This is a genomic window from Legionella sheltonii (genome assembly GCF_026191355.1).
GTDB classification, from domain to species: domain Bacteria; phylum Pseudomonadota; class Gammaproteobacteria; order Legionellales; family Legionellaceae; genus Legionella; species Legionella sheltonii.
The window spans coordinates 110465-129587 of record NZ_JAPHOQ010000012.1 but is presented as its reverse complement, the minus strand read 5'-3'; the positions used below and the strand labels follow the sequence as shown (position 1 = coordinate 129587).

The following is a 19123-nucleotide window of genomic DNA, read 5'->3' as shown; positions in this document are numbered from 1 at the left end:
GCAAAACAATAATTTCGGATGACAAATTGTGCACCAGAACCTTGGCTTTTGCCGTGTTTCACTCAGGCTAAGATTTTTAAATTTAAATTAAAATGTTCCATCCAAAGTTTTATCTTTATCTTTTAAATACGCTGCATCCAAAGCAGGTGAATCGAATTTCTCCTGAAGCAAAGCGATAATTTCGCTCGGATTCAGTTTGTTTGAACTCAATTCTGTTCGACTCGAATCGCCATACATGATGAACACTTCTGGATGTAATGATTTGAATTCCTCAGAATCGACAAACTCATTATAAGCTGGAATTGAATTGGTCCAAAAATAGGAGCCAGTTTGTCCAATTACCCCCATGAAGGATTGACCAAAGGTAAAAATTACCACTTCTTTGCCAGTAGAATAAGTATTCTTGGATTTTCCAATTTCAACTTGTTCTAAATTAATTTTCTTTCTCATACGAAAACTCCCGCCTTATAGTTCAAAAAATGGCATTATATAGTTGTGAGTTTAAAAAGATAGAAATTAATGGTGAATTATTATATCAGCCTGTATTTGTTCTGTTTGGAGTTCCTTTACTAATCACTTCGACTTTCTAATTAAACCTGGGTTTCGCAGTTGCGACTCCCAGGTTACTTCGATTTGAAAAGCAAATTGGAGATTCCGTTTCATCACACTACAAGCGGAACAATTTTATAGGGAACCAGTTCACAATATTTATTCCAATCAGCTCCATACTTGGCTGAACAGCGTTTATCATCACGGAACGCCCTATCAACTAATAAAACCGTTAAAAAGCAAAGATAGAAGTAGGGTGCAAAATGAGTAAACAACGCAGGCACTGACCAAAAAAATGTACCAGCAAGTTCTGGAATATAATGGAAATGTCTGGCTATCCCCCACCATCCGGAGGCAAGTAATATCGTTTGTTTTTTATCGCCTTCGGTAGTCTCATAATGAGCTAATACAGTGACCGGTTTTTTACCCCATACCTTACAATCACCTTGAGTGGCCCTGGCAATAAGTCTTTGTTTGTCAGCAAGATAATTAATAATAATACTTGCCAAACCTAAACCTAAAATAAGAGTTGCCCATACATAGGATAAATGAATGGGATGAAGCACAAGATACATACTTGGTGACGTATAGACACAAGGTACCCATACCATACACCCCCAACAAATATAAAAACCCGCACGATCGTGCATGATATCTAAGGATCGTAAATAACCCTTTTCCCACATGTAAAATTTACTGAGATAGACAAATTGTAATACAACGGAAATAAGCATGGAGTTAGATAAATCCCCTAATTCGGCTTGTTTTGCACAATAGGAAATAAGAAATAAGCCCCAACTCATCATACCAAAACGGCAGGTAATAAATTTTTTAATGCTCCATCCTAAAACTTGAGGATAAAGCTCAGTTCCCCAATAGTAGTCAAACAAAACATTATTGGTTATGCCTGAGTCGGTTGATGAGGGATAAAAACGGCCCTTGAGATATAGAAAAACACAGAAAATAAGGCTAAACAAATTAAGCGCGCCAAATAAAGCCCCAAGGTTGTCATAAAGAATGGAAGCTGAAAATAAATTGAGTCCGAAAGAGGCAATACAAAAAGTCATCATAGTGACGATAAATGCCAAAACACCGTTATCTTTATAAACAGGCACATTTCCTTTTGGAGTAATGGGCCCATTAAAGGTCTTTCCTGGCAATATCCGCATTAAAGCCAGCTCAAAAACAGTAAAAACCAAAATAATTTTCCATGCTACTGCCGAGCCCCAGAAATAGGGTCCCCAAATAGTCATAACTGTTTGAATGAATCCGTTTTGGATCAGTAAACCCCAAAGAGCTGATAAAGACCCTTGAAGCTGAGTGTTGGTATACCACATCAACATGACGAAAACGGGGCATGTAAGAATAAGAAATATTGGGCCTAAGGTATTCCTAATGTTGAAATTCATAATGTTTCCTTACATTTAAAAAAGGCTAAGGAGGATCATAATACATGAAATTTTGGCATTTAGTATCTTTTAATTTATGGGCACGAAGAAAATCAATTAGGGAAAGATTGATTCGAATTTACACAATAAAAAGAGAAGCTTACTTATTTGCTTTAATGGGTAATTTAATATTTAATTTAAGTATTACCCATTCAAAAAAATAAAAACCATGTCCAAATATCGCATCAAACGGATGACGCGTGACGAAGTCTCAGTCGCTGTAGAATGGGCTCGAAAAGAAGGTTGGAATCCAGGCTTAAATGATGCAGAGTGTTTTTATCAAACAGATCCGCAGGGTTTCTTCGCTGGAAAATTAAATGGTCAAATTATTGCAGTGGGCTCTGCTGTAATTTATGACGAACATTTTGCTTTTTGTGGTTTTTATATAGTCGATAAAAAATACCGTTCTCAAGGTTATGGGATGGAGTTAACTCGCGCACGTTTAGCTTATATTGGAGACAGGAATGCAGGGATTGATGGTGTGCTCGATATGGTCGAAAATTATTCACGAATAGGCTATCAATTTGCCCATAATAATGCCCGTTATGCATTAGAGCACTCACAGTTAACCCCTAAAACCGATTCGCATTTAGTTGATCTAAAATGCGTATCGTGGGATCAGATAATCCAATATGACCACCACTATTTTCCTGCCCCTAGAGCAAAATTCCTATCCGCTTGGATTAAACAAAATACGGCATTAGCGATTGGTTATATTAAAGAAAATCAATTAAAAGGTTATGGTGTCATTAGAAAATGTTTTGAGGGTTACAAAATAGGTCCATTGTTTGCAGAAAGCCCTTTTATTGCCGAAAAACTGTTTGAACAATTGGTTGAATATGCTCATGGTGAGACTGTCTATCTGGATATTCCAGAAAATAATCCCTTGGCGGTTGATTTAGTCAATAAATATGGGATGACTAAAGTATTTGCCACTGCAAGAATGTATTTAAAAGGAGCACCAAAACAGTCTATCGTGGGCATTTATGGGATCACCACATTTGAATTAGGATAAACATGAGGGATTTAGTGGGCTATGGACCTAAAGACAAAAATTTCTCCTGGCCAAATAAAGCAAAGATTGCCATCAATTTTGTTATTAACTACGAAGAGGGAGCTGAGTTAAGCCCTATCAATGGCGATGCGCACGCTGAAACGAGTGGTGCAGATTTTCCATTTGCTCCCAAAGCCAAAGGACAAAGAAACTTCAGTGTAGAATCCTTTTATGAATACGGTAGTCGAGTAGGAATATGGCGTCTTCTACGCTTATTCGATCACTATAAAATACCACTTACTTTTTTTGTTTCGGGGCAAGCATTGATATTGAATCCTTTATTCGCTGATTATCTTGCCAATCGAGATCATGAGGTAGCGGGACATGGATGGCGCTGGATAAATTACACCGATATTCCTAGACGAGTTGAAAAGAGACACATACTTTTATGTGTTGAAACATTGGAAAAACTTACTGGACATAAACCCAAAGGCTGGTATACAGGTCGGCGCAGTCAAAATACGCGGGAATTATTGCTTGAGCTTGGCGGTTTTACTTATGACTCGGACAGTTATGCTGACGAATTGCCTTATTATATTAATAAGCATCTTGTAATCCCCTACTCTCTAGATTGCAATGATTTTCGATTCAGTACAACACCTGGCTTTTCATGCGCCAAAGAATTTTATGACTCTTTAATGAATACATTTCATTATCTTTATCAGGAAAAACGTCTTGCCATCATGACCATAGGCTTACATCCACGCCTGAGCGGAAAACCCGATCGTTGCCTTATCTTAAAACAATTTTTAGATCATTTAACCCAGTATCAGGATATTTGGATAACAAGACGAATCGATATAGCCCAATTTTGGCTGCAAACCTCAACTCATGAATAGAAGTAGCAACTGTCTTGAAAATACTTTCAAGACAGTTGCTACACTAATTAATGGACCTAAATAAAATTGAAAACGGATAAACCTTGTATCATCACAAAACTTTGTTGTGCGACTTCCAAATTATATAACTCCTGTTTAAATTCAGAGGCGGCAACTATAGGATCGACTTCTTGTAATCGTTTCAATGTAATTTTACTTTGTTCAATTAAATCAGTATTGGCTACATCCGCATGTTCTAACTGATTTAAACGAGCACCCAAATTGGCTCGAGCATCCAAGATGGTGCTTAATGCACTATCAAATTGCGCCAGTAGTTGATTATTAACCGTTGTGGCTGCTGCCTTTTGCGTCGCGGTTGAATAAGGTTGATTCAAGTTATTAATCATATCCTGTATTGTGGCGAAAACAGATTCATTTTGAGAGGGAGTAATTAAAAAAGCATCTCCAGGTGCAGGTGTACCTGAAACAACCATTTCCATGCCGTTAAAACTCACCGTCATTCCCTCCTGATATAAAGGTGCATCATCAGGTAGTCCTGATGGAGGAATGACATTACCACTTGCTGCACCGCTAACCATAACGACAAGATTACCTTGTGAGTTCAATGCAAAACTCATAGTATAATTGTCAGGCACATAAGCTGAGGGAGTAGACACAGAACCTGCGTTTACTGATGCAGTCCCTGTATTAAGAGTTCCTGTTTGTTTAATAGTAAAACTTCCATTCCCATTAGGTATGCGCATAAAAAGACCATCTCCAGGATCATTGATGGCCATTTGAAAACTACCCCCAACGAGCTGGAAACGCTGTGTACTATCACCATTATAAACATATTGTCCTGAGGCATTCAGTGAAAAAGGTAATGTAGAGGTTTGGCCTCCACTGAACATATAATCACCATTAATATCTTTTGTATTGGCATAATCGACCAGTTCATTCAAGATAATAGTCGCCTCAATTGCTAATGCTTTGCGATCCTCTTCAGATAAAGTCGCATTACCTGCTTGAACCTGAATATCACGCAATCGTTGTAAGCTCGTCGTGCAATCATTTAAGACCGATTCTTCCATACTAAGTGCACTATCAGCACTTTCACGGTTTTTTTGCAGGAGTTCTGTAAAACTGATGCGCTGGTTCATAAGCTCAATTTGTGCAAAAGCAATGGGATCATCAGATGAATAACGCACTTTTAAAAAATTTTCATCGAGCTGTTCCTGAAGTTTAGCTACCTGTGCTTGCTTGAGTAATAAACTATCAATACTATTCCGATAAATTTGATTTGTTGAAATACGCATTTATCACCTCATTATTTGAAAGAGTAAGTCCATCATTTGATTGGCGATTTCCATTAACTTTGCCGCAGCTTCATATGCTTGCTTGAACTGTAATAAGTTTTCTGCTTCCTCATCAAGATTTACACCACTGATACTATCCTGATAATCCACAGATTGCTTATATAAAACCTGAAACGCATCAGAACGATTTTTAGCCTCATTGGTTTGGCTTCCTGTCTCAGAGAGCAAATCAGAATAAACATCAAAAATTGTTTCAGTGCCATTAGAAAAAATATCTTGTTGTTGAATTCCCGCGAGAAGTAATCCATTGCGGTTATCACCATACCCTCCCTGATTGTACTGTGCAGTAAACTGATCTCCTGCATTCGGTGCCCCGGATAAAGTAATGGAATAAGACGGATTGGTAGCATTTGGAATCTGAATCACATTATCTGTGTTGGGAACAAAAGGAAGCGGCCCCGTTGTAATACCATCAGTAACATTGATCAGATTGAATTGAGTGGGGGAGATAAAATCAATAGTATATTGTTTCGTGACCCCAGTAGTATTTAAAATAGGCCCTAACGCAATTTGTCCTTGTCCAGTATTACTGAGGGATGCACTGGTTTGCACGGGGGATGCGAGGGCTAACTGACGAGGATCACTCATTAGCAAAGCAAATTTGTCCGCTGCGCCACGTGTCGGCATAATTGTAAAAGAATCATTATTTGCTAAATTGCCGATGTTATCTACTGCGATGGTCATACCATCAACTACAATTTGCCCCGCGGGTGGAGCTGGTGGGTTGCTCGTCCAATTTAAGGTCTCTGCGGAGCCGTCAGAATCACGAATGAGCGTTACCTGATTCAACCCTGCATTAGTGACAACTAATTGATAATCAGTTATTTTAGTTTGCGTAATGTCAGAAATGTTCACTGACAATACTCCAGATCCTGTATTTGTCGCTGCTGCAACTGCGCGATCCAGTTGCATCGCCAGGGTATTGTAATCAGTAAAAATATTTTGCCCTAGTTGGTTATTTAAATCCATGCCTAAACTATTCTGAGCATTGAACGTCTGCGCCAAACCAATTGCCATTTGTCCTATGGTTTGACTGGCTTTAGATAAAATATTTCGTTCATAACTCAATAGGCCACCCAAAGTACCACTGGACAATTGATTGGTTATTTCTGTTTGTCCCGCACCATTATCCAATAAAACATGAGTCCCCTGTGCTGTTATTGGATCAAAACTAACTGATAAAGCTCTTTGTGTTGTTCCGATCACTAACATTTGACCACTACCAATCCCTACATCCACCATCCCATTATCCTGTTCAACTACAGTTAAATCAGAATACTGAGATAATTCTTTGAGTAATTCATCGCGTTGGTCCAGTAAATCAGGAGAGTTCGGTGAGTTCGTTATTTGCTCATTTACTGCTGCAAGACTAGAAGTTAATTGATTAATTTTATTTGTTATTTCTTTAATCTGCGCCGTTGAGTTTGCCTGATATTGATCCAGATTTTGTTGCAAAAATAAAAATTGACTTGCTAATAATTGAGTTTGACTCATCACCACATTGCGTGAGGCTACGTTGTCTGGTGCATTATTTAATTGACCTAATGAATCAAAAAAGGACTGCAAGGATACAGAAAGACTGCTGCCATCTTGAGAAAGTAATTTATTAATTTCCAAGGCTTGTTGGTAAAAAGTATCATATTGGGATTTAACACTTAACGTACTTCTCACTTGAGCGTTCGCAAATTGATCCACGTTACGATATACATTGTTAACCGCCACGCCTGAACCAATAAAAGATCCTGCAAAACTTCTAGATGGGTTTGGAGCAAATTGAATGCTTTGTCTTGAATATCCTCGTGTTTTGCAATTTGCAATATTATTTCCAGTAACACTCAATGCGTTCTGAAAAGCATTCATTCCTGAATAAGCAATACTTAGTATTGACATAATTATTTGCTCCCTGACCTATTCTTCAAACATCCTGCAAAAGTATCTTATTTTCTAATTACACCATTTTTATTTAGCACAATACATCACAGCAAAAACCACTTTAAACTTGTTCTGCTAACTCGCAACGTTGTATTGCCTGATTTAATTCGTCTCCATGATAAATGGATAAAATTTTTGTACTGTAATTAGGATCGGTAGCATATCCCGCCTTATGCAGCTCATTAACAAACAGTTCAGGGTTTGCGGCACTAGCTAAAGCATTTTGATATCGATCATTTCCTTTAATTAAAGATATATAGTCATTAAAGCTTTGTTCAACCGAGGGATATTTTCTAAATGATGCATTGATTTTAATTGGTGTGTCTGCAATATACTCGGTTGTTTTTACATTGACTGAATCAAACTCTTTGCTGTTACCCGATTTGATATTGAATAAATTGTTACTGCTGGTGCCATCAACATCCTTTGTAACAAATTTCCCCCACCCTGTTTCTAATGCGGCTTGAGCCATTAAGATTTTAGGATCCAAACCAATAATTGATGCGGCTTGTTTGGCTTTGGGCCAGATGGATTTGACAAACTCATCAATGGTGCTCGTTGATTTATCCTGCTCTTGTTTTACAGGCTTGGGGGATATTGAGTCAGAATTAACCGTCTCTGTTGTTCTTTTTTCCGTTGGTTCTACATTAGGCAAATTATGCTCCATTTGTTTTGCAAGCATCTCGGCTAAACCAACACCTTTAGAATTGGCAATAGTACTTGCATATTGAGCATCCAACATATCCTGAAAGGTTTCCCTATCCTTGCCTCTAAATGGACTCGATTCTTCAAGAAAATGCTGTCCCATACGCATGCTTTTCAACATGGATTGCAAGAATATACCTTCAAATTGTTTCGCTGCCTCAGGTAAGGCCTCTTTTGCATTATTTTGTGCTTGAACTTTTAGTTCATTTAATGCACTAAAATCACTGGTTGCAATTCCTTGTACCGTCATTTTAATCCTCTATCTTTATGGATCCTGTTCACCAATCAAATCCAAGCTATATCACGATTAAAGTAGCATTTAAAGCACCTGCTTGTTGTAGTGCTTCAAGTATCGCGATCACATCAGCAGGTGTTGCTCCTACAGCATTAATACCTCGAACAATATCCTTTAATGTAACACCTCGTGGTAAAACAAATGCATGATTGTTTCTTTGTTCAATGGAAACTTGTGACTGTTGGGTTGAAACGGTACGTCCACGTGCAAAAGCATTAGGTTGGCTTATCACTGGGGTTTCAGTCACGCTCACCACTAAATTACCATGGGAGACCGCCGCTGATTTGACAATGACATTAGAAGAAATAACCACCGTCCCTGTACGCGCATTAATAATAATTTTTGCTATTGCCTCAGCGGGTTTAAATTCAATATTTTCTAACACTGAAACATAGTCTACACGTTGAGACATTTTTTTGGGGGCAGTTACAACCACCGATGTCGCATCTAAAGCTCTAGCAGTTCCTGGCCCCATCATTTCATTAATGGCATCGCACATGCGTTTTGCTGTTGTAAAATCAGGCATGTGTAAATTGAATGTTAATTCTTTTGTAAAATAAAAGGGATTAGGTATATCGACCTCAATGGTCGCACCATTAGGAATTCGTGCCCCACTGGGAACATTTACGGTAACACTTGTACCATCGCTTCCAGCTGCACTTACCCCGGATACAATCACATTTCCTTGGGCCACTGCATAAACTCGCCCATCGGCTCCTTTCATTGGGGTCATCAATAAGGTGCCACCTAATAAGCTTTTTGAATCACCAATAGATGACACATTAACATCCATAGCTTGTCCCTTTTTCATAAAAGAAGACAAACTCGCAGTCACCATGACTGCGGCCATATTTTTTGAATTAAGCTTAGTTCCCGGTTGGATGTTTACACCTAATTGAGTAAGCAGGTTTGCAAAAGTATCTTCAGTATATCGTGTTCCGTTTTTATCTCCGGTACCATTTAAACCGACCACCAAACCATAACCAACTAATTGGTTGGTGCGGACACCAGCCAATGTAGCAATGTCTTTTATTCGTTCACTATAAGCCTGATTTGCAATCAAGTTTATCGCTAACATCCATGTAATTATCAGCAATCGCCGCATTACAATTTTCCTTGTTCATTGATAACGGTTAAAAGCATCCATAATCAATCGTGCTGCTTTACCCCGGATTTATCTCTTGACCATTCCCGCTTAGGCAGGAATGGAATGTTTTTTTCTACACAACTTTTTTATCTCAGATTAAGTTGGGAACAATGGGCCCCACATAAATCGCGCCAGCCAGCCCTGTGCATTTGTATTATTCACTTGGCCTGTGCCACCATATGCAATACGCGCATTTGCTAAACGATCCGAGGTGATGGAGTTATCCGCTCTGATATCCTGAGGTCGAATAATCCCTGATAATCGAACATACTCTTCCCCTTGATCGATTTTAACCCACTTTTCACCCTGTACGACCATATTACCATTTGCCAAAACTTGAGATACTGTAACTGAAATACTTCCCGCCAATTTATTATTTTGTACAGCTTGTGCAGAACCATTGAATTGTCGTTGATTGTTCAAGTCAAAATCCATGCTGTAACCACTGCCAAAAGAAATAGGCCGTCCTAAAAACAGTTTGTTCTTGACGACGTTGGTATCTGTTTTCATCTGCTGCAATGTTGCGTTTTTTGATGCCTTAGTACTTTCAACCAAAAATACTGTAATTATATCCCCTGCGTGTCGCGCTCTTGGTGTTTCAAAAAGAGGTAAGGCAGTTTCCGCACTATAAATTGCACCCGACTCTTTCCTTAATTCCTTGGGGTCAGGTGTCGTAGGATATGTAGGTGCAAACTCAGGATCCTTCCCACGCTGAGGAGGATTTAAAAGTTCACACCCACTCAAAAGAATCGCAATGAAGCCTGCAACAAGCAAATTAAATAATTTCATCAATGAAATCTTCTTAAACGGTTTGATTTAAGTATTGCAGCATGTTATCCACAGTCTGGATACCCTTTGCCGTAATCTCATAGCTTCTTTGTGCTTGAATCATATTGACCAGCTCTTCAACCACATTCACATTCGATGCTTCTAGAGAACCTTGTAACAAGGTACCAACACCTGAATTTCCTGGATTATTCAATGTTGCAGCACCGCTTGAAGCTGTCTCTGTAAACAGGTTTTGTCCTATAGGTTGAAGTCCTGCTGGGTTAGTAAAATTCGCTAATTGAATGGTTCCAAGTACTGTTGGAGTATTACTTCCAACAACTGTAGCACTCACCACCCCTTCGGTACTAATCGTTACACCTAGAGTCTGTGCAGGAATATTTATTGCAGGTTGCAAGGGATAGCCATTCATATCAACGAGCTGTCCTGTCCTATCGACTGTAAAAGTACCATCACGAGTATATGCTTGAGTACCGTCAGGCATCAAAATCGTAAAGAAACCTTGACCTTGTATCATAAGGTCATATGGATTACGTGTATTTTGCGCACTTCCTTGTTCAAATATTTTTTCCGTAGCAGCTAAATGAACACCTGAACCTGCATTAATCCCTGTTGGAATTAAAGAGTTCTCGGAAGATTGAGCACCCGCCTGGCTTGTATTTTGATAAAGTAAATCCTGGAATATTGCTCTATCTTTTTTAAAGCCAGTTGTATTGACGTTTGCCAAGTTATTAGCAATCGTAGAAATATTTTTTTCTTGGGCTTCCAAGCCTGATTTACTTACCCATAATGCTGGTTCCATGGAGATCCCTCCGCAATTATTCTTACTTGTATACTAAAATAGCGTTATTCGTGCAATACTTGTGCCAATTTTAAAAAATTGTCTTCTACCGTAGACATTACTTTCATGTGAGCATCGTACTCACGCCCAGAGGTAATCATTTCTACCATCTGATCAATCGCATTAACATTCGATCCTTCAATAGCACCACTTCGTACCTGGACACTTGCATCAGCAGCAGCGGGAGTTCCACCGTTTTTTAATTGGTAAAGTCCCTCTGAACTTTTAACAATATTATTTTTATCCAGAGTAACGAGCTTAATTCTATCTAATACCGCGGCGCTATTGGGATCGCCACCGAGTGGCACAATGGTAATTGTACCATCAGCACCAATGTTTATTTCCTGAGCTGGGGGAATTGAAATAGGTCCGCCATTACCCAAAACAGGATGCCCAGAGGCTGTTGTTAATAACCCATTGACATCTAAGCGTAAATTTCCGGCCTTTGTATACCCTTCTTTGCCCTGTCCATTACTCACTGCAAACCAACCATTACCCTCAATTGCAATATCAAGGTTTCGTCCAGTTGTCGTAATACCGCCAGGGCTCAGATCAAGTGCATTCTGCTTTTGTATCGCAAAGGCTGCGCCGCTGTCCGATCCCCCCATATTTGCATACATGGTTTGAGCTTGATACATATCCGCTTTAAATCCAGGAGTGTTTACATTCGCCAAATTATTGGCGATTATTTCCTGACGCTTAAAACCAATTCGTCCGCCACCTGCAGCATTATATAAGATAGGATCCATGAGTTACCTCCTAACGCATATTAATAATTGTTTGTGTAATCGCATCCCCTGCACGAATGGACTGTGCATTCGCTTGGAAATCACGTTGTGCACTAATTAAATCGACTAATTCACTGGTCAAATCCACATTAGATTGCTCCAACATACCCGATTTAATGGCACCTAATCCACCTGTTGTGCCGACTCCAATCAAAGGCTGACCTGAAGCCGAAGTTTGAGCCCAACAAACATTTCCTACGTTTTGTAAGCCTGTAGGATCAGCAAAATTAGCTAATTGAATTTGCCCCATAGCCAAAGACTGGCCATTGGTATAAATTCCTAGAATTAGTCCGCTATCATCTATATTCAAGCTCGCCAAACTTCCAGTTGTATAACCATTTGATGAGGTAGATTGAACAGCAAATGGGCTACCAAACTGCGTACTGTTTGTTAAATCAATATTTAAATTTAAAGGGTCAGCACCATTATTTAGGTTAAATGCCAATGGAATGAGATTATTGGCTATAGGAGCGCCGCCAGGACTAGCAACTCCCACAAAAGTTCCATCCGTATTAAAATTCATCTCAAACAGGTTCGCGGTGTTGCCAGTCCCTGTGATAGGAGGAACATCTTGATTGTCGATTTGGAATGCAACATACCATTGATTTTCTGTGCCTGGAGGAGTTGCAGCATTAGGTTGTCCTGATGTCGCCGCAGAGTCAGCTTTGATAAAATACATACTCAATACGTGAGAATTTCCTAAGCTGTCGTAAATAGTCAAGGAAGTAGGATTATTATACGAGCTACTAAGTGGTGTTGCACCACCAGTCCAGTCAACTGCTGGAGCTGTACTTTGTGAGTTCAAATTAACCCCAGTGGTTACTTTAGTGCTTGCCTGAGGACTTATATTTGCTGTATCTATCTGTAATTTCCCTGATGTTCCAGTAATATTTCCTTTTCCATCCGAAAGTAGTCCAGTAAGATATTGTCCATTGGCATTGGTAATATAATTTTGGTTGTTCAAACTAAACTGACCTGCACGTGTATAGACTGCCCCGCCCCCTGGATTATCCAAAATAAAAAATCCAGAACCGTTCACTGCCAAATCCAGACTGTTCGTACTATTGGTCAAATTTCCTGATGCAAACTGTTGTTGAACCGAAGTCAACATTACTCCACCACCGATGGATGTACTGCCTGCACCAAAGCTACCGTAACCACCAAATGAGTAAATATCACCAAAATCTGCGCGCGATCCTTTAAATCCTACGGTAGAAGAGTTTGCGATATTATTACCTATAACGTCCAAATTACTTGTTGCTGCCTGAAGTCCACTTAGCGCTGCGTCAAAAATCATTTTAGCCTCCTGCTTTAAACTGATATTTGTCTTACCTGATCCAATGATATTGGTCCAACTCCTGCAACATTTAATTTTAAGCCTTCACCACTTTGACCAAGGCTTACACTATCAACATTTGCAGAGGTCATTGTTTTTAAAGATACCTCTTTCCCTCCATAAACTGCATGGACATCAACCTTATATTTACCTTCTTTCACGCGATTATTGTCCCCGCCAGTGCCATCCCAACTGAATTGAAAAAATCCAGGTGTAGGTTGACCTAAGGGAATTGTCTTTATAAGCTCTCCGGTCTCTGAATAAATAGAAGCACTCAAATTACTGAGTCCTGGTGGGATATCCACTGCTGCCTTTGAATCACCCTCTGCACCCAATTGAAGAGTATTACTATTCACTAAAACCTTGCGACCAACCAAAGCTGAAGCTTGTAAAGCCTGATTTGATTGGAGTGAAGTAGCCATCTGCTGTAATGACTCCTGCATTTTAGTAACCCCATCATTGGTACTAAACTGAGCCAACTGGGATAAAAACTCACCGTTTACTTGAGGTTGCATGGGATCCTGATTTTGAATTTGAGCCACCATTAAGCGAAGAAAATCCTGTTGCCCCAGACTTTTCTTTGCTGAAGAATCAATTTGATTATACGGTAGATTCGATGCATTCGTCCCATTAACCGAATTTGTTGTCATTCCTTTCTCTCCCTTTATTCACCCAGCTTTAAGGTACGCTGCATAAGCTGTTTTGTGGTATTAAGCAATTCAACATCCATTTGATATGACCTTGAAGCTGAAATTACGTTTGCCATTTCTTCAACATAATTTACATTCGGTGTATAAACAAAACCTTGTTTATCCGCTAAGGGATTATCAGGCGCATAACGCTTTATAGGGTCCGTAGTACTCTCATAAGTCCCTTTAAGCTGAACGCCCCCGGATGTTTGTTCTCCCATCCATTGATTCGCATGTTCCTGAACTGCCTTGAAAATAGGATATTTTGCTTTATATACTTCACTAGCATTACCTGACTCTACGTTAGCATTACTCATGTTCTCAGCGCTAGTCGTCAAACGTGCTGTCTCAGCAGTTAATGCGGAACCTGCAATATTAAAAATCGCGCTTAATGACATTATTATTCTCCTTTCAACGCCAGCATCATGGATTTAATTTTATTATCAAGAAAACTCAAGCTCGCCTGATAGTTAAGCGAGTTATGTGCAAACTCTGTGGTTTCTAAATCTTTATCTACTGTATTTCCATCTAATGACATTTGCGAAGTAACTCGATATTTCAAATTCGCTGAAAAATCGGCATTCGCATTAATATGGTCTGGGGAGGTAACCTGCATTTTTTGTGCTCCACCAGCCATACTAGCAGCTAAAAACTCATTGAAATCGATATCTTGAGCTTTATAATTGGGCGTATTGGCATTAGCCAAATTGTTTGCCAACTGCGAAGCTCTATGCTCACGTGCTACTAAGGCTTTAGCGTGTATTCCGAAATAGGTATCAAGATCTAACGCCATAGTTCCCCCTCTTAAAGTAAGTACAACTTGAAAAGCAAACATTGTGCCAATTTCAAATAAGTGAGAAAATAAAGAGGTTATAACCCTGGGGAGCTCAACCATGTCAAAAGACAACACCCTTCCTGAACATGCGATACAACAAGTAAAAACCTATCTGCTGCAATTACAAAATACAATTTGTTCCAGACTTGAAAATTTAGATGGTCAAGCTCAATTTATTGAAGATGCTTGGGAGCGTCCTGCTGGAGGTGGTGGAATTACACGTGTTTTGACTCAAGGTTCCGTCTTTGCAAAAGCAGGTGTCAATTTTTCCCACGTCTCTGGAGAAAAACTTCCTGCGTCAGCCAGCGCACACCGTCCCGAATTAGCAGGAAGAAACTTTAATGCACTTGGTGTCTCCTTAGTCATTCACCCTGATAATCCTTACGTGCCTACTTCACATGCGAATGTTCGTTTTTTTCTTGCAGAAAAAGAAGGGGCTGATCCCGTTTGGTGGTTTGGTGGTGGATTTGATTTAACACCTTATTATGGATTTGAAGAAGATTGCATGCATTGGCATCAAACTGCATTACGTGCCTGCCAACCTTTTGGCCAATCGATTTATCCAAAATTCAAACAATGGTGTGATGATTATTTTTTCATCAAACATCGAAATGAAGCGCGTGGTATTGGTGGTTTATTTTTTGACGATTATAATGAAATAAGTTTTGATCATAGTTTTTCCCTGATGCAAAGTATAGGCAATCACTACATTGAAGCCTACGCCCCCATAGTAGAACGTCGCAAATCCCATCCCTTTGGTGAAAGAGAAAAAGCATTTCAAAATTATCGAAGAGGACGCTATGTAGAATTCAATTTAGTCTATGACCGCGGTACTTTATTTGGATTACAGTCAAACGGCAGAACCGAATCCATTTTAATGTCTTTGCCACCCGAGGTCACGTGGGCATACAACTGGCAGCCTGTTGCACAGAGTGCGGAAGCGAAACTTTATACCGATTTTCTGCCAGCACGTGATTGGTTAGCAGAGAAACAAAGAGTGTAATTGGATTACGATGGGCTAATCGGGCTACAATGCTAAATTGAATTATGTTGGGCCAAGGCCCAATATACATTTTATTTATTCACCCTTGCTTGTTTGTTTCATTCTTTTTTTCCTATCACATTTAGGGCAAAGCCACCCTTTTTAAATAAATCCGAGCAAGAGCTGCAGCTATGGCGTTGAATAGACTTAAAATTAAAAAAATTTGTGGAATTGCCGCGCTAAAATGCAAGAGACCAATGACCATAAATGTCCCCACAACCATAAATAACGAGTTATAAATATTATTGGTAGCAATAATTCGTGCTCTAGAGTGGGGTGGACTCATAACCTGTAAATAAGTATACAGGGGAACAAGAAATAAACCTGAACTAAAGGCTAACATAAATAAGTCAACAGCAATGCGCCAATGATTAAAGTGTGTGAAGAAGGTATGTAGACTAAGTAAAGTATTTTGTTCAGTTGCATTAGGTGAGGCCCAATACAGATCCATTGAAAAACAAGTAAAGGCAAACATAGCCCAAGGAACCATGTTAAGATTAATCCGGCCTTGAAAAATATAATTAACCGATAGAGAACCGAATGCAATGCCTAATGAAAACAATGCCAGAAACAGCGCAAAAACAGTATTATTTGCTCCTAAAACATAATTCGTGTAGTCAGGTAGTTTTGTAAGGATTACTGTCCCTAACAACCAAAACCAAGATAAAATTAAAATACATAATAAAATACCAAAATGCGCTGTAGCCTGCTTTAACATTTGATAAGTGGCACGCCAAATCTGAAAATCAACCTTAATCGATTCGGATGTCGAAGGAGCCCTAGGTATCAGCATACTTGAAGTTAACCCAGCAAGAGCAACAATCACCGTTAAAAAAACTGCCATGTAAGGTCTAGGATTATTTGCGCCAATGGATAAGCTACCCATAGTAGTTCCAACTAGTATAGCAATAAAGGTACTCGCATCAATTAGACCTGTTGCACCTAATAAATCATTTTTGGGTAAATGCTCGGGCAAAATGGCATATTTTATGGGTCCAAAAAATGTTGAGTGAATACCTAAACCAGTCAGGGTTATCATCATCAAAAAAATATTGCCAAAATATAGAGAGAAGCTACCAACAATCATTAAAAATAATTCTAATAGTTTAATGACCCTGGTCACTAAAGTTTTATCGTATTTATCTGCTAATTGTCCGGCAGTGGCTGAGAAAAGAAAAAAAGGCGTTATGAATAAAGCACCTGCTATTGCTTGATAAAATTCAGATTGAGCTTGGTCATGGGTTAAGTGGTAGCTAATCAACGTGAGCATCGCTAATTTGAATGCATTATCGTTAAAAGCGCCAAAAAACTGGGTGAGAAAAAAAGGCAAGAAAATACGCTTTTTCAAGAGGTAAAAAACACCAAAGCCCATCAACATAACTCCAAAGTTTAAACGATAACCGTTCATTAATATTCATCATTAGGGATGCATACTACACTGAACGGTTATTTAATTCTGCATCTATGTTATCAATAAACAATTTGCAAGTCTGAACGACTCGTTTTTAATGCTGAGGGAAGAAGATGGTTATGCTTTAATATTAAGTCTTCAAGATGACTATGAGCTTCTGCCTCACGTACGAGCTGAGACAGACCTGTCTCTGAGATTTTATTATCTGATAAATCTACATATTTTAGATTATTATTAGATTTTAATGATTGTGCAATAAGCATAGCACCAGCATCACCAATTTTATTACTTCTGACGTTCAAATGAGTCAGAGATTGTGATTCGGTTATCATAGCGGAAATTTCTTCAGCACATCGTTCATTCATGTTGTTATAGGATATATCCAAAATTTTTAATGAAGGATGCCTCAATACAAAATAACGCAATGCTTTCATTCCATCCAAACCAAAATCATTACAGCTGAGTACCAACTCATTCAATTCAGTATTTGCATCTATTGCATTGAGTAAGCGCTGCACACCAATATCTCGCAACCAATTTAAGGATAAATCCAAAAATGTCAGTTTTTTATTGTTTAAAAAAGAGAAAAAATCACTAGAAATTTTATCGCCCATCCAATTGTCTGTGAATTTGATTTTATTGAGTTCCTTACTGGGCAAAGACTCAAATAGATAAGCAATGCGATCAGTATCAATATGATTCGCTTCAAATGAAATCTCATTAACTTTTGAGGATAATTTCAAAATATCATGTAATGCAAAATAATCATTATCATTCAAGCAAGAGTGATCCACACTAATTTTTTTGATTGATTTACATTGTTTTGAACCTTTTGACTGCAGATACTTCATAAGGTGAGGAATCGCTAAATGATGTTGTAAATGAGCAAGTTCTATTGCTTCTAGAGTACCGCCATCATGTTTCAGTCTAATTGTCATATTACTTCCTCTGTAAATTGAACCATGATTAAGTGTAGATGATTTTTTTCATTTGGATATCATGAATTGGAGAATTTATCATTCACTCCTATTCCCGTCATCCCGACTGCCTCGAGGGATCTCTCAATCGTCACATAGCGCTACAGTATGGAGATCCCCCGCTATGCTCGGGACGACAAAAAATAAACAAAAGGCGCCCTTTCCGGGCGAATGAGGGTATTCTTTTAAGACAATCAAATTTGCGAGGCCAAGCGTGTCAACACATTTCCGGGGCCCACCTCTATAAAAACTGTTTCGCCTTGATTTTTTAAATAGCGAATTGTTTCAGTCCAGCGTACAGGATGAGTAATTTGCTTCACCAGATTATCTTTCACCATATTGTCGCTATAAAGTTCCGATGAGACATTAGCAATCACTTGTGATTGAAGTGGCGAAAACTGAAAAGGAGCAATAAATTTTGCAAACTCATCAGCTGCTGATTGCATATAACGTGAATGGAATGCGCCACTAACTTTTAGGGGTACACACATCAACGCTTCACTGGCAAGTAGGTCGTTCGCTTTGGCAATATCGACTGCAGGTCCTGAAAGGACAATTTGTTTCGGCGAGTTAAAATTAGCAAAATCCACAGAATCCAATCCATTAACTCTAAGTAAAAACCTTATTCGATCTTCAGTTAAATTAATTACAGCAAGCATTCCTCCACCACTAGCCTGAGCCATCAACTCACCTCGTTTTTGCACCAGCTTTAAGCCAGTAACAAAATCAAAGGCACCCGCAGCAAATAATGCAGCATATTCTCCTAGACTATGTCCAATGAGATATTCTGGCATTGGTTCTTCCGCTGCTCTGGCTAAAAAAGAGAGTGCTTCAATCACATATAACGCAGGTTGAGTGTATGCGGTATGACTTAATTGCTGCTTTGGATCTTCTAAACATAATTCTTTAATGGAATATCCTAGAACCTCATCAGCTTGTTTTATTTGTTCAGGGAAATATGAAAATAATTCAATTCCCATTCCTTTTGCCTGGGAACCTTGCCCAGGAAACATATAAATAGTCATAGCTCTCCTTTTCTCACATGAACATTCCAAATACAAATCATAATAATTAGAACTATATATAAAGTCATT

General features: G+C 38.9%; 19 protein-coding genes. 3 read left to right on the top strand and 16 right to left on the bottom strand.

Annotated elements, in window-relative coordinates:
* Positions 1–87 precede the first annotated feature (87 nt).
* Positions 88–450: a hypothetical protein gene (locus OQJ26_RS14505; protein ID WP_265704446.1), complete on the bottom strand. Its 363-nt coding sequence runs from the start codon at positions 448–450 to the stop codon at positions 88–90.
* Positions 451–662: 212 nt separating this feature from the next.
* A complete protein-coding gene (locus OQJ26_RS14500; RefSeq protein ID WP_265704445.1) occupies positions 663–1958 on the bottom strand; it encodes a phosphatidylethanolamine N-methyltransferase family domain-containing protein in 1296 nt (431 codons plus the stop codon).
* Positions 1959–2166: 208 nt separating this feature from the next.
* On the opposite strand from OQJ26_RS14500, the gene OQJ26_RS14495 reads away from it, so the two are divergent.
* A complete protein-coding gene (locus OQJ26_RS14495; RefSeq protein WP_265704444.1) occupies positions 2167–3012 on the top strand; it encodes a GNAT family N-acetyltransferase in 846 nt (281 codons plus the stop codon).
* A 2-nt stretch (positions 3013–3014) separates the two neighbouring features.
* Entirely contained in the window at positions 3015–3890 is an 876-nt protein-coding gene (locus OQJ26_RS14490; protein WP_265704443.1) for a polysaccharide deacetylase family protein, read from the top strand.
* Positions 3891–3946: 56 nt separating this feature from the next.
* On the opposite strand, the gene flgL is transcribed toward OQJ26_RS14490, so the two are convergent.
* From flgL to flgB, 11 genes are all read right to left on the bottom strand, one after another.
* Entirely contained in the window at positions 3947–5185 is a 1239-nt protein-coding gene (flgL, locus tag OQJ26_RS14485; protein WP_265704442.1) for a flagellar hook-associated protein FlgL, read from the bottom strand.
* A 3-nt stretch (positions 5186–5188) separates the two neighbouring features.
* The gene (flgK, locus tag OQJ26_RS14480; RefSeq protein WP_265704441.1) at positions 5189–7135 is read right to left on the bottom strand and encodes a flagellar hook-associated protein FlgK; all 1947 of its coding nucleotides are present in this window, start codon (positions 7133–7135) and stop codon (positions 5189–5191) included.
* Positions 7136–7238: 103 nt separating this feature from the next.
* Positions 7239–8132, bottom strand: coding sequence for a flagellar assembly peptidoglycan hydrolase FlgJ (flgJ, locus tag OQJ26_RS14475; RefSeq protein ID WP_265704440.1), 894 nt, complete (start codon positions 8130–8132; stop codon positions 7239–7241).
* A gap of 46 nt (positions 8133–8178) precedes the next feature.
* On the bottom strand, positions 8179–9282 hold the full coding sequence (locus OQJ26_RS14470) for a flagellar basal body P-ring protein FlgI (protein WP_265704439.1): 1104 nt from the start codon (positions 9280–9282) through the stop codon (positions 8179–8181).
* Between the two features lie 138 nt (positions 9283–9420).
* The gene (locus OQJ26_RS14465; protein WP_265704438.1) at positions 9421–10113 is read right to left on the bottom strand and encodes a flagellar basal body L-ring protein FlgH; all 693 of its coding nucleotides are present in this window, start codon (positions 10111–10113) and stop codon (positions 9421–9423) included.
* A 13-nt stretch (positions 10114–10126) separates the two neighbouring features.
* Complete coding sequence (flgG, locus tag OQJ26_RS14460) at positions 10127–10912, bottom strand: flagellar basal-body rod protein FlgG (protein ID WP_265704437.1); 786 nt, start codon at positions 10910–10912, stop codon at positions 10127–10129.
* A gap of 44 nt (positions 10913–10956) precedes the next feature.
* Complete coding sequence (flgF, locus tag OQJ26_RS14455; RefSeq protein WP_265704436.1) at positions 10957–11700, bottom strand: flagellar basal-body rod protein FlgF; 744 nt, start codon at positions 11698–11700, stop codon at positions 10957–10959.
* A gap of 10 nt (positions 11701–11710) precedes the next feature.
* Positions 11711–13036, bottom strand: a complete 1326-nt coding sequence (flgE, locus tag OQJ26_RS14450; protein ID WP_265704435.1) for a flagellar hook protein FlgE — start codon at positions 13034–13036, stop codon at positions 11711–11713.
* Positions 13037–13050: 14 nt separating this feature from the next.
* On the bottom strand, positions 13051–13725 hold the full coding sequence (locus OQJ26_RS14445) for a flagellar hook assembly protein FlgD (RefSeq protein WP_265704434.1): 675 nt from the start codon (positions 13723–13725) through the stop codon (positions 13051–13053).
* A 14-nt stretch (positions 13726–13739) separates the two neighbouring features.
* Positions 13740–14162, bottom strand: coding sequence for a flagellar basal body rod protein FlgC (flgC, locus tag OQJ26_RS14440; RefSeq protein ID WP_265704433.1), 423 nt, complete (start codon positions 14160–14162; stop codon positions 13740–13742).
* A 2-nt stretch (positions 14163–14164) separates the two neighbouring features.
* Positions 14165–14557: a flagellar basal body rod protein FlgB gene (flgB, locus tag OQJ26_RS14435; RefSeq protein ID WP_265704432.1), complete on the bottom strand. Its 393-nt coding sequence runs from the start codon at positions 14555–14557 to the stop codon at positions 14165–14167.
* A gap of 100 nt (positions 14558–14657) precedes the next feature.
* Between flgB and hemF the strand changes: the two genes are divergently transcribed.
* A complete protein-coding gene (hemF, locus tag OQJ26_RS14430; RefSeq protein ID WP_265704431.1) occupies positions 14658–15602 on the top strand; it encodes an oxygen-dependent coproporphyrinogen oxidase in 945 nt (314 codons plus the stop codon).
* Positions 15603–15723: 121 nt separating this feature from the next.
* On the opposite strand, the gene OQJ26_RS14425 is transcribed toward hemF, so the two are convergent.
* From OQJ26_RS14425 to fabD, 3 genes are all read right to left on the bottom strand, one after another.
* Positions 15724–17013: an MFS transporter gene (locus OQJ26_RS14425; protein WP_265704462.1), complete on the bottom strand. Its 1290-nt coding sequence runs from the start codon at positions 17011–17013 to the stop codon at positions 15724–15726.
* Positions 17014–17111: 98 nt separating this feature from the next.
* Positions 17112–17990 (bottom strand): leucine-rich repeat domain-containing protein, encoded by an 879-nt coding sequence (locus OQJ26_RS14420; RefSeq protein WP_265704430.1) that lies wholly within the window; start codon positions 17988–17990, stop codon positions 17112–17114.
* 233 nt (positions 17991–18223) lie between these two features.
* The gene (fabD, locus tag OQJ26_RS14415; protein ID WP_265704429.1) at positions 18224–19054 is read right to left on the bottom strand and encodes an ACP S-malonyltransferase; all 831 of its coding nucleotides are present in this window, start codon (positions 19052–19054) and stop codon (positions 18224–18226) included.
* Positions 19055–19123: the final 69 nt, after the last annotated feature.

Bases quoted from the DNA above. Each gene is read 5' to 3' on its own strand.
- OQJ26_RS14445 (WP_265704434.1), bottom strand. From the start codon at position 13,725: ATGACAACAAATTCGGTTAATGGGACGAATGCATCGAATCTACCGTAT.
- flgC (WP_265704433.1), bottom strand. From the start codon at position 14,162: ATGTCATTAAGCGCGATTTTTAATATTGCAGGTTCCGCATTAACTGCT.
- OQJ26_RS14490 (WP_265704443.1), top strand. From the start codon at position 3,015: ATGAGGGATTTAGTGGGCTATGGACCTAAAGACAAAAATTTCTCCTGG.
- flgB (WP_265704432.1), bottom strand. From the start codon at position 14,557: ATGGCGTTAGATCTTGATACCTATTTCGGAATACACGCTAAAGCCTTA.
- OQJ26_RS14505 (WP_265704446.1), bottom strand. From the start codon at position 450: ATGAGAAAGAAAATTAATTTAGAACAAGTTGAAATTGGAAAATCCAAG.
- fabD (WP_265704429.1), bottom strand. From the start codon at position 19,054: ATGACTATTTATATGTTTCCTGGGCAAGGTTCCCAGGCAAAAGGAATG.
- flgF (WP_265704436.1), bottom strand. From the start codon at position 11,700: ATGGATCCTATCTTATATAATGCTGCAGGTGGCGGACGAATTGGTTTT.
- OQJ26_RS14495 (WP_265704444.1), top strand. From the start codon at position 2,167: ATGTCCAAATATCGCATCAAACGGATGACGCGTGACGAAGTCTCAGTC.
- OQJ26_RS14420 (WP_265704430.1), bottom strand. From the start codon at position 17,990: ATGACAATTAGACTGAAACATGATGGCGGTACTCTAGAAGCAATAGAA.
- OQJ26_RS14500 (WP_265704445.1), bottom strand. From the start codon at position 1,958: ATGAATTTCAACATTAGGAATACCTTAGGCCCAATATTTCTTATTCTT.
- OQJ26_RS14465 (WP_265704438.1), bottom strand. From the start codon at position 10,113: ATGAAATTATTTAATTTGCTTGTTGCAGGCTTCATTGCGATTCTTTTG.
- flgK (WP_265704441.1), bottom strand. From the start codon at position 7,135: ATGTCAATACTAAGTATTGCTTATTCAGGAATGAATGCTTTTCAGAAC.
- flgE (WP_265704435.1), bottom strand. From the start codon at position 13,036: ATGATTTTTGACGCAGCGCTAAGTGGACTTCAGGCAGCAACAAGTAAT.
- flgJ (WP_265704440.1), bottom strand. From the start codon at position 8,132: ATGACGGTACAAGGAATTGCAACCAGTGATTTTAGTGCATTAAATGAA.
- hemF (WP_265704431.1), top strand. From the start codon at position 14,658: ATGTCAAAAGACAACACCCTTCCTGAACATGCGATACAACAAGTAAAA.
- OQJ26_RS14470 (WP_265704439.1), bottom strand. From the start codon at position 9,282: ATGCGGCGATTGCTGATAATTACATGGATGTTAGCGATAAACTTGATT.
- flgG (WP_265704437.1), bottom strand. From the start codon at position 10,912: ATGGAACCAGCATTATGGGTAAGTAAATCAGGCTTGGAAGCCCAAGAA.
- flgL (WP_265704442.1), bottom strand. From the start codon at position 5,185: ATGCGTATTTCAACAAATCAAATTTATCGGAATAGTATTGATAGTTTA.
- OQJ26_RS14425 (WP_265704462.1), bottom strand. From the start codon at position 17,013: ATGGGCTTTGGTGTTTTTTACCTCTTGAAAAAGCGTATTTTCTTGCCT.